Annotated in this window: 20 protein-coding genes and 3 tRNA genes; 22 read left to right on the top strand and 1 reads right to left on the bottom strand. The window is 62.9% G+C overall.

Annotation, left to right across the window (positions count from 1 at the left end):
• The 15 genes from ACPGXI_RS10890 to ACPGXI_RS10960 form a co-directional block, all read left to right on the top strand.
• A partial coding sequence (locus tag ACPGXI_RS10890) for a hypothetical protein (RefSeq protein WP_526652690.1) occupies positions 1-972 on the top strand: 972 nt, incomplete at its 5' end.
• A complete protein-coding gene (locus ACPGXI_RS10895) occupies positions 966-1,535 on the top strand; it encodes a PE-PPE domain-containing protein (protein WP_526652692.1) in 570 nt (189 codons plus the stop codon). The genes ACPGXI_RS10890 and ACPGXI_RS10895, both read left to right, overlap by 7 nt.
• Complete coding sequence (locus tag ACPGXI_RS10900) at positions 1,532-1,669, top strand: hypothetical protein (RefSeq protein ID WP_526652694.1); 138 nt, start codon at positions 1,532-1,534, stop codon at positions 1,667-1,669. Before ACPGXI_RS10895 ends, ACPGXI_RS10900 begins: the two co-directional genes overlap by 4 nt.
• A gap of 6 nt (positions 1,670-1,675) precedes the next feature.
• Entirely contained in the window at positions 1,676-3,079 is a 1,404-nt protein-coding gene (locus ACPGXI_RS10905; protein WP_526652696.1) for a glycoside hydrolase family 19 protein, read from the top strand.
• On the top strand, positions 3,076-3,432 hold the full coding sequence (locus ACPGXI_RS10910; protein WP_526652698.1) for a hypothetical protein: 357 nt from the start codon (positions 3,076-3,078) through the stop codon (positions 3,430-3,432). The genes ACPGXI_RS10905 and ACPGXI_RS10910 overlap by 4 nt, the downstream gene beginning before the upstream one ends.
• Positions 3,432-3,761: a DUF2746 domain-containing protein gene (locus ACPGXI_RS10915; protein ID WP_526652700.1), complete on the top strand. Its 330-nt coding sequence runs from the start codon at positions 3,432-3,434 to the stop codon at positions 3,759-3,761. The genes ACPGXI_RS10910 and ACPGXI_RS10915 overlap by 1 nt, the downstream gene beginning before the upstream one ends.
• A gap of 5 nt (positions 3,762-3,766) precedes the next feature.
• Positions 3,767-4,003: a DUF7213 family protein gene (locus ACPGXI_RS10920; protein WP_526652702.1), complete on the top strand. Its 237-nt coding sequence runs from the start codon at positions 3,767-3,769 to the stop codon at positions 4,001-4,003.
• Positions 4,003-4,227 carry a DUF7427 family protein gene (locus ACPGXI_RS10925; protein ID WP_526652704.1) on the top strand — a complete coding sequence of 75 codons (225 nt, stop codon included), beginning with the start codon at positions 4,003-4,005 and terminating at the stop codon, positions 4,225-4,227. Before ACPGXI_RS10920 ends, ACPGXI_RS10925 begins: the two co-directional genes overlap by 1 nt.
• 445 nt (positions 4,228-4,672) lie before the next feature.
• Positions 4,673-4,743, top strand: a tRNA-Pro gene (locus tag ACPGXI_RS10930).
• Positions 4,744-4,758: 15 nt separating this feature from the next.
• Positions 4,759-4,828: transfer RNA gene (locus ACPGXI_RS10935), tRNA-Trp, on the top strand.
• A 4-nt stretch (positions 4,829-4,832) separates the two neighbouring features.
• Positions 4,833-4,910: transfer RNA gene (locus tag ACPGXI_RS10940), tRNA-Tyr, on the top strand.
• A gap of 690 nt (positions 4,911-5,600) precedes the next feature.
• Positions 5,601-5,834, top strand: coding sequence for a helix-turn-helix domain-containing protein (locus ACPGXI_RS10945; protein ID WP_526652706.1), 234 nt, complete (start codon positions 5,601-5,603; stop codon positions 5,832-5,834).
• Positions 5,831-6,646, top strand: a complete 816-nt coding sequence (locus tag ACPGXI_RS10950; protein WP_526652708.1) for a phage antirepressor N-terminal domain-containing protein — start codon at positions 5,831-5,833, stop codon at positions 6,644-6,646. Before ACPGXI_RS10945 ends, ACPGXI_RS10950 begins: the two co-directional genes overlap by 4 nt.
• Positions 6,643-6,831 (top strand): excisionase family DNA-binding protein, encoded by a 189-nt coding sequence (locus ACPGXI_RS10955; protein ID WP_526652710.1) that lies wholly within the window; start codon positions 6,643-6,645, stop codon positions 6,829-6,831. Before ACPGXI_RS10950 ends, ACPGXI_RS10955 begins: the two co-directional genes overlap by 4 nt.
• Positions 6,828-7,001: a hypothetical protein gene (locus tag ACPGXI_RS10960; protein ID WP_526652712.1), complete on the top strand. Its 174-nt coding sequence runs from the start codon at positions 6,828-6,830 to the stop codon at positions 6,999-7,001. Before ACPGXI_RS10955 ends, ACPGXI_RS10960 begins: the two co-directional genes overlap by 4 nt.
• Before the next feature lie 134 nt (positions 7,002-7,135).
• Here ACPGXI_RS10960 and ACPGXI_RS10965 read toward each other — a convergent pair whose 3' ends face one another.
• Positions 7,136-7,378 carry a hypothetical protein gene (locus ACPGXI_RS10965; protein WP_526652714.1) on the bottom strand — a complete coding sequence of 81 codons (243 nt, stop codon included), beginning with the start codon at positions 7,376-7,378 and terminating at the stop codon, positions 7,136-7,138.
• 248 nt (positions 7,379-7,626) lie between these two features.
• Here ACPGXI_RS10965 and ACPGXI_RS10970 point away from each other — a divergent pair, with 248 nt between their 5' ends.
• The 7 genes from ACPGXI_RS10970 to ACPGXI_RS11000 all read left to right on the top strand — a co-directional run bounded on the left by ACPGXI_RS10970 (position 7,627) and on the right by ACPGXI_RS11000 (position 11,102).
• Positions 7,627-7,935, top strand: a complete 309-nt coding sequence (locus ACPGXI_RS10970; protein WP_526652716.1) for a hypothetical protein — start codon at positions 7,627-7,629, stop codon at positions 7,933-7,935.
• A gap of 67 nt (positions 7,936-8,002) precedes the next feature.
• Positions 8,003-8,323 carry a hypothetical protein gene (locus ACPGXI_RS10975; RefSeq protein ID WP_526652718.1) on the top strand — a complete coding sequence of 107 codons (321 nt, stop codon included), beginning with the start codon at positions 8,003-8,005 and terminating at the stop codon, positions 8,321-8,323.
• A gap of 60 nt (positions 8,324-8,383) precedes the next feature.
• A complete protein-coding gene (locus ACPGXI_RS10980) occupies positions 8,384-8,548 on the top strand; it encodes a hypothetical protein (protein WP_526652720.1) in 165 nt (54 codons plus the stop codon).
• Positions 8,545-8,886, top strand: a complete 342-nt coding sequence (locus ACPGXI_RS10985; RefSeq protein ID WP_526652722.1) for a hypothetical protein — start codon at positions 8,545-8,547, stop codon at positions 8,884-8,886. The genes ACPGXI_RS10980 and ACPGXI_RS10985 overlap by 4 nt, the downstream gene beginning before the upstream one ends.
• A gap of 73 nt (positions 8,887-8,959) precedes the next feature.
• Positions 8,960-9,091, top strand: a complete 132-nt coding sequence (locus ACPGXI_RS10990) for a hypothetical protein (RefSeq protein WP_526652724.1) — start codon at positions 8,960-8,962, stop codon at positions 9,089-9,091.
• The gene (locus tag ACPGXI_RS10995) at positions 9,088-10,833 is read left to right on the top strand and encodes an LAGLIDADG family homing endonuclease (protein WP_526652726.1); all 1,746 of its coding nucleotides are present in this window, start codon (positions 9,088-9,090) and stop codon (positions 10,831-10,833) included. The genes ACPGXI_RS10990 and ACPGXI_RS10995 overlap by 4 nt, the downstream gene beginning before the upstream one ends.
• Positions 10,830-11,102: a WhiB family transcriptional regulator gene (locus ACPGXI_RS11000; RefSeq protein WP_526652728.1), complete on the top strand. Its 273-nt coding sequence runs from the start codon at positions 10,830-10,832 to the stop codon at positions 11,100-11,102. The genes ACPGXI_RS10995 and ACPGXI_RS11000 overlap by 4 nt, the downstream gene beginning before the upstream one ends.
• The last annotated feature ends 205 nt before the right edge of the window (positions 11,103-11,307 follow it).

An 11,307-nucleotide genomic window follows, 5' to 3' on the forward strand; every position in this document is an offset into this window, starting at 1 on the left:
CCCGTACTGGGTGCGAACATGGTTGTCGGGGGATCGTTTGCCACGGCATCTACCTACGCTGACACCACACCGGGCGAAGCCACCACAGACCAGGCGTACACCGGCACCCATGCGTGGGAGGTCACCTCGACCGGATCGTTCCAGTCGCTGCAGTTGACGCGGGATGCGACAGGATGGGCGCAGCGGGTTGAGACACAGCCTGGACGAACCTTCCGATGGGAAGCCCAGTTACGCAAGGCTGCAGGCAACAGCGGTGGCGGGAACCTGACGCTGGGGATCACAGCCACCGAAGAAGACGGCACAGACATCTCCTCGCCGGGACTGAAGGTTATCGACGCGACATCGGGCGTCAGCTCGGCGGCGTGGACAGAGGTCACTGGATACGGTACGACACCCGCCGATACCTGCTTTGTGAAACTTCAGTTCGCGCTTTCGGGGGCGGTCCCTGCCGATGACGTGTTCTACATCGACAGTGTGGTTCTGGAGGATGTCACCGAGACGTTCCGGTTGAATCGGACGAACTTCTCAGCAACAACGACCTCGACGGCGTCACTGACGATTGATTCCGACACTGTTCGCCGCCAGGACGTGACAGCACTCGCGACGAATATGACGATCAACGCGCCGACTGGTACGCCTGCATCGGGCCAGGAGTTGACGCTGATGATTGTCGATGACGGGACGCCGCGAACATTGACATGGAACTCTGCGTGGGTATCGAGAGTGGGGACGCTGCCGGCGGCGACTATCGCGAACAAGAACATTTACGTACAGGCGCAGTACACAGCATCTATATCCAAATGGGTTGTGCTGAATATGTCCTACGGTCCCAACGCTGTTGGGGTGAAGGTCAATGTGCCATCGACTACCTCGTCGGCGGGGGTTCTTGGCGAGTGGGCGGCTGACACGTCCTGGTACTACGTCTGCGTGGCATCAAACACCTGGCGGCGGGTGGCTGTCGGCACATGGTGACCGTTCTGACCATCGCTGCTTTGGGTGGCGCGGACATGCGCCGTTGGTGCGGCGGTTGGGCCACACGGCAGGGCGAAGTAGTCGCAGTACCAACGGCGGCGAACCTGTCGGTGAACGCGATACCTGACGCGGCGGCTGAACTGGACAACTCGATCTACAAAGCACTCGCCACCCCCGGCGAGGTGATCGTGTTCGCCCACAGCCAGGGCGCGCAAGTGGCGTCTGAGTGGCTTAGGCGGTACGCCGACGCTGACCGATCCAGGCTGCGGTTCGTGCTGACCGGCAACCCTGAACGTGCCTATTTCGGGTATGCGGCGCGTAAGCCGTCGTGGGTGTGGGGCGGCAACCTTCGCGGCCTCACCCCCGACAGCACCGGCTACCGCGTCCTCGACATCGGACGGGAATCGGACAGGTGGGCGAACAGTCCGGGTGGTCTCGCCGCACTGTGGGCATTCCTGCCACATGCGGGGCACCTCGACTACTCCAAGGTCAACCCCGACGAGATCGACCCGCGGCATGTCGCGAAAACAGTCGGGCTCACGCGATACGCGAACCTACCGTGAATCCGCGATTCTGGGCGTGGTTCGACGTTCACCGCGCGAAACTGTGGCAGATGGTGGCGGCGTCCCTGATCGTGGCCGGGGTGACGTTCGCCGTGCTGGTGATTGTGTTAGCGCCGTTCACGGGTGGGAGGTGATTGAATATGGGCCGCCGCGTGGTGTACGGCCACTCATTCTCCGAGAATGGGTGGCCGATGGTCGATACCGGCTCCTGCTCATGGGTGAAAGTTCCTGGCGCTGAGCATGTGTCGCTACAGATTCAGAACGGCCACCCGCTAACTATCCTGCGGGCATTCGCTGCTGATTATCACGCCTATGTCGAACCCTTGAGAGACGCAGACTCGGCATGCTGGACGGCCACGAACTCAGTGTCCACGTCGAATCACCTGTCGGGCACTGCCATGGATTTGAACTGGAATGGTGCGGACGGGAAAACATTCCGACTAGGCATCAGTGCCGAACAGGCGTTCCCCGGCAATCAACTCGGCAACCTCCGCGATCTGCTCGACTTCTACGAGGGTGTCGTGTTCAACGGCGGCGCCTGGAGCATTCGGGACTGGATGCACGCCCAACTCGGCGGCGGCACCTTCAATCATCCGAAAACGGTTGACTTCATTGCCCGCAAGATACGCGCTGACGGGTTCTCCACCTACCGGCGCGGCAACACCGCTCAGCCGGCGGCTGCCGGGGTGCTGGCCCGCGCCACCGGAGTGTCAGCCATGAAGGCGCCGCAGATTCTCGGGGGTGTGCGCTCCGGTCTGCGTGACTCGCAGTGCAGCAACCCGAACCGGATCGCGATGTGGTTGGCCCAGATCGGGCACGAATCAGCCGGGTTCAGTGCCACCGAGGAATACGCGAGCGGTGAAGCCTACGAAGGCCGTACCGACTTGGGGAACACGAAACCGGGTGACGGGAAGCGGTTCAAGGGCCGATCCTGGATGATGGTCACCGGGCGGCACAACTACACCCAACTCTCAGCGTGGGCGCACAGCCTGGGGTTGGTGCCGTCGCGGGAGTTCTTCGTTGAGCAGCCATCCCAACTCGCCACACCGGAGTACGCGGGGCTGGGACCGGCCTGGTACTGGGTGGTGGCACGCCCCGACATCAACACACTGTCCGATAAGCGCGACCTCATCACCGTCACCAAACGGATCAACGGCGGCACCAACGGGTTAGCGGATCGGCAGGCACGCTACGACCGGGCTTCGGCGCTCGGGGATCAACTGATGGCGCTCACTTCTGGCCCGACCGGGGAATTGGAGGAACTGCTGATGTCCACCGAACTGTCGGCGTCACGCTCGATCTACCGCACCAGCGACACCAAGACGATGACGCTGCGTGACGCCATCTTCGGTGCGGACGCCTGCGCCCACATGGGGTGGGTTGAGCAGGCCGCGCTCTCGGGTGACCCGTGGGCTATCGAACTGGTCGGGAAGTTGGCGACCGGCAACCTGCCGGCGTCGTCTGACCCGTGGGCGGTCAACCGTGCCAGACACATCATCACCGTCATCCGTAAGGCTATCGACGCGCAAGGAGCAGGACAGTGAAGTACACCGCCGCAGCTATCGCTAAATCCCTTGTCGCGTTCGGTGTCGGCACTATTGGTGCCGCCACCGCCGCCGCTGGCGGGCCGGACTTGTCGGGGCTCGATGTCGGGCAGTGGCTCGCCGCTATGGCTGCCGGGTTGACGGGCGCGGGGGCGGTGTTCGCCACGCCGAACAAGCCCACCGAGTCGGCTGCTGACATTGTGGTTTCGTCTATCCCGGTTGTGGTGGAGCAGGCCAAGCAGGCGCAGGACGATCTCGACAGGGTGCGTCAGGTCACTACTGACGTGTTGCGTGATGTGCCGGTGTTCGGTCCTGCTGCGCGGGAGATCGTTAACAGCCTGCCACGTTTCTGATGACACCCTGGAATCCTGATTCGTGGATGGATGTCGCCGCGTTGGTCATCTTGGCGTTGATCACCACGGGTGGGGCGACGTTGACGACTGTCATTGCCCGCCGTCACGGTAAGACGTTGGGCAGCATCGAGAATCAGGTGACCAACGCGCACGAGACGAATCTGCGCGATGACATCGACAAGCTCGGTCGCATGGTGACCGAAGGATTCGCAGAGACCCGCAAGGATATTCACGGTTTGCGCGAGGAGATGCGAACGGAGCGCATCGAGCGCATCGAGGGGGATCGGCGCGGCATGCGCCAACTAGGGCTGTTGGACGACGACGGCTAACCGCGATGACGTTGACCCCGGCCCAGGTAGTCGAGCGCGCCCTGCAGTTGGTGCTTGATGACGCCGGGGACGGCTGGACACTCTCCGCCTATGTCGTCGTGATGGGTTTGGAACGGGTCAACGACGACGGCAACATTGAGTCGATCCCGTGGAGTTTCACCGCACCCAACCAACCATGCTGGGCCACCGCCGGCCTGCTCGATGAGCTGGACAAAACCTACTCCCACCACGGGGAGGACTGATGCGTGCAGGGGATCGGGCGTGGCTGACACTCGGCGTCGCTATCGCTGCTTATGAGTGGCGGGCCGTGGACGGCGAGCTGCTCAGCGAAGCCGCCGACCGGTGGATCGCACGCCACCCTTGGCTGGTACGCCTCGCCGTGTTTATGGTCGCCTCGCACGTCGCGAATGTTTCGCCGCAGTGGTGCGACCCACTGCATTGGGCGTTCAGGTTGCGCCGTGCCTGACCGGCAGGACTCCCACGGCGACCCGGAAATTGAAGCTTGGGCTGCCGTGCTGGCTATCGTCACCGCGGCTGCCTTCGCTGCGCTGTTCGTCTACCTGGCAATTGGGTAGAATTGCGAGGTAGGCCTGGGGCACGGCGCCTATAAGAGTGGATTTGGCCCTAGCGCACGACGAAGCCCCACCGCCCCAACCTATAACAGCGCACCGTTCTGGTTATAGGTTCACGCGCAACCTGCAAGTTTCGTTACCCCTGCCCGCCATCTTCGGATGGCGGGCATTTTTTGCGTTGGGGCGAAGGTGTTGACCAGGCGGGTTTGAGTACCCCAGGTGTTACGATGTTGTCCATGTTGAGTTTTGGGCGACCCCACCCGCGATGGCGATATTCGCCGTCGCTGGGTCGCTAACTCACACCCCTTCCCGGCCTCGCCGAATATCGCTCCCCGACAACGGGATGTAGTGAAACGGCATCATGCTGGTTTTGGGTACCAGTGGTCCAGGTTCAATTCCTGGCATCCCGACTCAGCGAGAACCGATGGCCTGAGCGCGTGGGCGCGGCCCGGTCTCCAAAACCGACGTCTGCGGGTTCGACTCCCGCCAGGCCAGCCGCGCCGGTTGTTCCTGGGAGACATTGGTGACTGTAAATCACCCGCCACTGGCTACGGAGGTTCGATTCCTCCAACCGGCACACTGCCGTATTACAATCAAGGCGGCTGTCCGGTAGGGCATGCAGGCCCGCCCCACTGCATTGGGAATCCAGCAGCCAACAACCCAACGCTCAAGCTTCGGGTGACCGGGCCGCCAGCCGCGCAGGTTGGTTGATTGAGCGCACAGCCGCCCCCGTCTGAGCTTCGGGCTCACAACGGGGGCGGCGTCCTTTTTTAAAGCACGCAGGCGGTACTAGTCGGGGGCTTGAAATCGCGGGCACTCTTTTCAAGGTTGCCGCGCGAACCTTGAAATCTGCGACCAGTGGTGCTGATGGTGCGGTCTGCCGATAATCAATAAGTATGTCAAGCTAGGACCAGTGGCTATGCCGGATAGATAAGAGTGGTCAAGCTGCCGCTTCGGACACCCTCCGCACCGCCGCCGACGACACCTGGACGTACCGCTGCGTGGTCGCCACGCTGGAATGCCCGAGCGCGGTCTGCACTGCCAACAAGTCCTGCGTCGCTGCGAACGCCGCGCAACAGCGTGTGTCCGATCTTCGCGTGGACGGTGCCCGTCCACCACCATGAGTGTTGTCATAAAGCGTAGATTACGCGCTCAGCGATTAACCGCAAGGTCAAACGGTCAAAAATCGCACCCATTCAACGCTATGCAGTCGCTACCTGAGGCGTGTCGGGTTGCGTAGTAGTCGCTGACCGACTACAACAAACGTGTGCCGAATGTTACTGCTGCCGAACGTATCGCAGCCAACGTCAGAGCGGAGCTAGCGCGACAGCAGCGATCCGGCTCTAGCCTCTCTAAGTCACTGGATTGGTCGCAGGCCGCGATGGCCCGCCGACTGTCCGGGCGAATCCCTTTCAACGTGGACGAGCTAGACCGCATCGCCGCTGAACTCAACGTTTCGCTGTCCTACCTGATCCTCGGCGTCGAAGGCATCCCCGCATGACCGCTGCCCTCGTTCCGGTGGCCGTTCCCGGTACTGACCGGCAGATCATGGCGACGCTCATCGACGGCAAGTCGATGGTGTCGCTGCGCCACGCCTGTGACGCGATGGGCATCAACTACAGCGGCCAGTACGAGCGTCTCAACCGCACGTCATGGGCAACTGTTCGTGTCATAGGGACGGTTGCCGCAGACGGCAAGTCCCGCGAGATGGCGATGGTCGACCGCCGCACCTTCACAATGTGGCTCGCCACCATCGAAACCCGCCGGATCAAGTCCGCTGAGGCCCGCCCGATCATCGAAGCCTTCCAGTCTGAGGCGGCTGACGCGCTCGACGCCTACTTCCATGAAGGCGGCGCGATCAACCCGCGCGCGACCACGGACCAGCTCGACGCGATCAGCCGACAGGCTCAAGCCCAGGCGGCGGTCCTCAAGGCGCTCAAGGGCATCGTCGACCCGAAGCACCTAGAAGCGAAGGGCCGCCTGATCCTGGCCCGCGCGATGGGCGAGGCGCCCGAGCTTGATCCGGCGACGGCGCCTCTATATGTCTCGGACTACCTCGCGGCCAAGGGGTTGGACAAGACGCTCGTGACGGCGAAGGCGTCAGGATTCGGGAAGCGGCTCAAGGCCCGCTACATCGTTGAGCACGACCGTGAACCCCAGCGGTTCCGTCAGGAGCTGCCGAACGGCACGATCCGCGAGGTCTACGCCTACACCGAAAGTGACCGCGGACTGTTCGATTCCGTGTGGGCTCGGCACTACGCGAACGTGGTGGCCGATTCGGCGCTGACGCTGCTCAACGGCGGTGCCTCATGACCACTTGGTTGCGGGTTCCTGATGCTGCGGAGTACGCGACGGTTTCGGAGTGGACGATCCGGCAGGCCGTAACCAGGGGCGAGCTGCTTGCTTATCCGGTCGGTAAGCGCGGGTATCGGCTCACGGCTGACGATGTTGACGCCTGGATGAAGTCGCGCTCGTTCGAGCCGGGACAGTCCGCATGACCGCCCCCTACCCCGTCAACAGCACGGGCATAGCTCAGGCGGACGTTGAGTTGGACTGGGGGCCGGTTTTCGAAGCCGACCTCGCCGGGAAGCTCGCCGAGCGCGTGACCGCCGACGAACTCAACGTCCCGCTCTCCCGCCTCATCGTGGGCGCGGAGGCTGTCGCATGACCGCGCCAGGCACTTGGAGCACGCCCGCACCCGAGTCCCGCATCCGCGAGTCCCGCATCCGCGAGATCGTGCGCGAGGAACTCGCACGCCAGTCCGAGACGCCGCGCGGCGTGACGAACATCCCCGCCTACCTCTCACATGACGAGTTCGTGAAGCAGTGGCGGGCCTTCGATCAGGCAGGGTGTGCCCGGCCCGATCAGCAGGTGGTGTGCGACTGTCTCGCCGGTGTCGGCATTAGTCGAGGGCAGGCTGACGAACTCCACCGCCCCCGTCCGGGCATTGGCCATCGCCTGCGCGACGCCTACCGCCTGCTCATGGGCCACGTGGAACTTCACACCTGCGTAGTAGACGGTGTGCGTCGAGGCGCCGATCTCCATGATTCTTCTCCTTCGTGCGTAGTTGACGACGCAAGCGTAGGAGAGGTCGGCCCCGGGGCTGTCGAGGATGCTCCGGCCCCGGGGCACGCCGCCGATTTCGCGGCAACTGTTGCTGCGTATCGGGCGGTGTCGGAGTGGTTCGACGCTGATCCTGGCCGCGGCCTGAATGGGTGTACGCCCTCAATGGTGGCTGGTGTCGCGTTGGCCGCGTACCGCAAAGCGTTGACCGCGCACCGCGAGGCCGCGTCGTGACCGCGATCAGCAAGGCCGAGCTGGACCTCGACGCCATGTATGCGGCGTTCAAGGCCGCGGTGGGTGAGTACCGATGCCCGTGCGGGTCACGGTTCGAGTTCGGCACGTTCGACACGTTGGCTGATTACGCCGCGCTGAACCGTTGGCTGGGGCGGCATTACGACGACTGCCCCGACATGGACGACCGGGCCGAGTTGCGTGCCCGGGTCGATGAACTGCGGGCGCTGGCAAGGGCGCAGTCCGAAGAGATCCGGTCGCTGAACCTGCAATTGGATCAGGCGCGGTGGAAGAAGGCCGGATGGTGACCGCGATTCTCGCCGTCTACCTGCTCGGCGTGGTGGCTGGCGCGCTACTGGCGTGGTGGAGGTCACGATGACCCTTCGCCAATCCCTGCGCAGCCTCGGCTACCTGATCGCCGAGTTCATCCCGTGGCAGGCGGTGGACGTGGTACGTGGCCGCGATTACGACGCCGCTGTCCTCGCCGCTGCTGACGCGCTGGCCGACGAAGAGGCCGAGTACGAAGTTCTCGAACCCCCCGCTGAGGTTGAGCCGCCGCATCCCCCCGTGGCGGCTCCCTCGGCGGGGTCACTGTCCGACTGGCGACTGGCGCAGCACGCCCGCCGCTGGTGCGACCTGCCCACCCTGCAACCCGGGCCGCTACCTGTTCCCGACGACCACCCCGACAACACATAAAAGACGGTGCCGCCCCGCGCATTCGGGACGGCACCACGACACAGAAAGGAATGTTTTCCGATGTCAACCCAAGGATACGGCCCCAATCGCGACCGGGGTGCAGTCGCGGCAGAGATCACACGCAAACCGCTGCCGTGGTGGTGGCGCATCGACATGTGGCGCATGGAACGCAAGCTCGCCCAAATTGACCGGGGCATCGCACAGTTCGCGCGGATCATCCCATGAGCGAGAAACTGGTTCCCGTCCTGTGGCTGATGCTCGCATCCATCATCATCGGCACCTCCATAGGTTTCGCCGCCCGCGCTGACGCCGACATCTACTTCACGGTGTGCCCGTCAGGACGCGCAGGAGTCGCAACCCCAGACACCTCCTGCGCGTTCGCCGACAGCGTGCGCCAAGCCTGGTACTCCCAGCCAGGCCGCACGATCTTCGCCCACTCCCCGGTAACGGGACAGATGTACACGATGCAATGCGACTCGACCTACACCACAGTGTGGGTCGAAGCGAAACGGTGCTACGGGCTCAACAGTTCCGGTGCCCCTCTAGTCGTCTACGTCGACTGATGGGCGGCGTGGTTCTGGTGCTCCTCGTCTCCACCCTGACCGGCCTATCCGTCTACCTGCTATGGGAGGTGTCGTGAGCGAACCGCGCACTCTAGCTGAACATTTGGACGCCGCCACCAACGGGGCGCAGTTCAGCACTGTCCTTCAGGGGCTGTTCGGGGAACTGGAACGGCTCCGCGACCTAGAGCAGGTGGACGAAGCGTGAAACACGTCGTCATGTACTCCGGTGGCATCGGCTCCTGGTCGACAGCGAAACACGTTGTCGACGCATACGGCGCCGACAACACCATCCTGCTGTTCGCTGACGTGAAGGGCGACAACGACAATCCGCACCTTGGCGAAGACGAGGACACCTACCGTTTCATCCGCGAGTCATCCGACAAACTCGGCGCAGAACTGGTATGGCTCAAGGAAGGCCGCAGCATCTGGCAGGTATTCCACGACGACCACTTCCTTGGCAACTCACGGCTGGCGAACTGCTTTGCGCCAGAGACCCGTTTCATCACAGATTCAGGAATCAAGTCTTTCCGCGAAGTAGTGGGCCAGCCGGTTCGGGTTCTCACCGGCAGAGGATGGAGAGCGGCTGATGTTAAGTCGTTTGGGGAGCAACAGCTATGCGAGTTGCGACTGAAGAGGTATGGCGACACCAAAACGATCGAAGTCACCGCAGAACACTCATGGCCAGTGCGCGCACACGCAAGGGACGGCGGCAGGGTATGGAAGGAGACATCGGGGCTGCGACCCGGCGACCGCATTCTTAATGTCTACGGGAACCTCTGCGGCACAATGAAACCATCGCCAGTCGGAGTTGCTGCCGGATTCACGTACGGCGACGGGACATGCAGCAAGACGCCAGGAGTTCCGGCCCGCGCATTTCTCTGCGGTGAAAAGGATGCTGCACTGTTGCCCTACTTTGCCTCCTGTCGAACCATTGTCGATGGTCGCGGAGTCATTTACGTATTGGACCTTCCGCGTACCTGGAAGCTGGCCCCGGCATTGAACGAATCCACCTCATATTTGTACGGATGGTTGTCGGGTTATTTCGCCGCCGACGGTTCCATGTCGAAAAATGGATCAGCCATCCTGCACTCCGCATCGCGCGAGAGCCTCGAAGTCGTCAAAGATGTGTGTGCGCGTATCGGCATCGGAACCTCACCAATCCACACAGTGATGCGCAAGGGGTTCGGCGATACCGACACCCCGCTGCACAACCTCACATTTGTCCTAGCCACTTTGCGGGAGGACTTTTTCATCATCCCCGCTCACCGCGAACATTTCATCGCCGCACCCAAGTCTAAGAGGTCGGCTGAATGGGAGGTCGACTCCGTGTCGCCCGGTCGGCGAGGTGAGGTCATGTGTGCGGTTGTCCCTGGCGAACATGCTTTTGCGTTAGAGGACAACATCTACACCAGTAACTGCTCAAAGTTCCTGAAGCAACGCCCATGCCATGAGTGGCTGCACGCCAACACCGCACCGGACGCCGCCATCGTCTACGTCGGCATCGACTGGTCAGAGTCTCATCGGCTACCCGCCATTGAGCGGGCATACGAGCCGTGGGTGGCGCAAGCACCACTGTGCGACCCGCCATATATAGATAAGCGGCAAATGCTCGCCGACTGCCGCGAATGGGGCGTCGAGCCGCCGAGAATGTACGCGCTTCCCTATCCGCACGGCAACTGCGGCGGCTTTTGCGTCAGGGCGGGCCAGGCGCAGTTCCGGCTCCTACTTAACGAGAACCGCGAACGCTATCTCTACCACGAAGGGCAGGAGCAGAAGCTCCGCGACCATCTCGGTAAAGATGTCTCGATTCTACGGGACCGCGCGGGCGGCGCATCGACACCGTTGACCTTGCGAGAGTTTCGCCAGCGTCAAGAGTCCGATCCGTCACTGTTCGATGAACTCGACTGGGGCGGCTGCGGCTGCTTTGTCGAGGTGGGGCGCACGTGAGCATCCTTGGCCGGTTCAACTTCCCCGACCCAGACGGCTGGGCAGACCAGGCAATCTGCAAAACAGTCGACCCTCACATCTTCGACGCCGACGACGGGCTGCAACACAACGAAGCGAAACGCATCTGCATCGACTGCCCTGTGCGCGCCGAATGCCTCGCCCACGCGGTGGAGCACAACGAAACCGGCATCTGGGGCGGCACATCCACCTACGACCGGCACCTCCTGCGGCGCGGCGCCAACCCCATTCACGGAAGGAAACGGCGGTGACTTCAATATGTCCGCGCTGCGGCGCGACAGCACCCGTCAAAAGCGGCAGGTTCCGGCTGCACGGCACACCACACTGCCCGATGTCGGAGCTACCAGTACCAGTTGCCGGGCACGACGAACTCGACTACCGCCGCCGCGCCTACATCGTCGCCGAACTGGCCGGCATCCAACGGGATTACGACCCGGCCACGGTGTGGGATTACCT

This window comes from Mycobacterium sp. (assembly GCF_049608025.1).
GTDB lineage: Bacteria > Actinomycetota > Actinomycetes > Mycobacteriales > Mycobacteriaceae > Mycobacterium.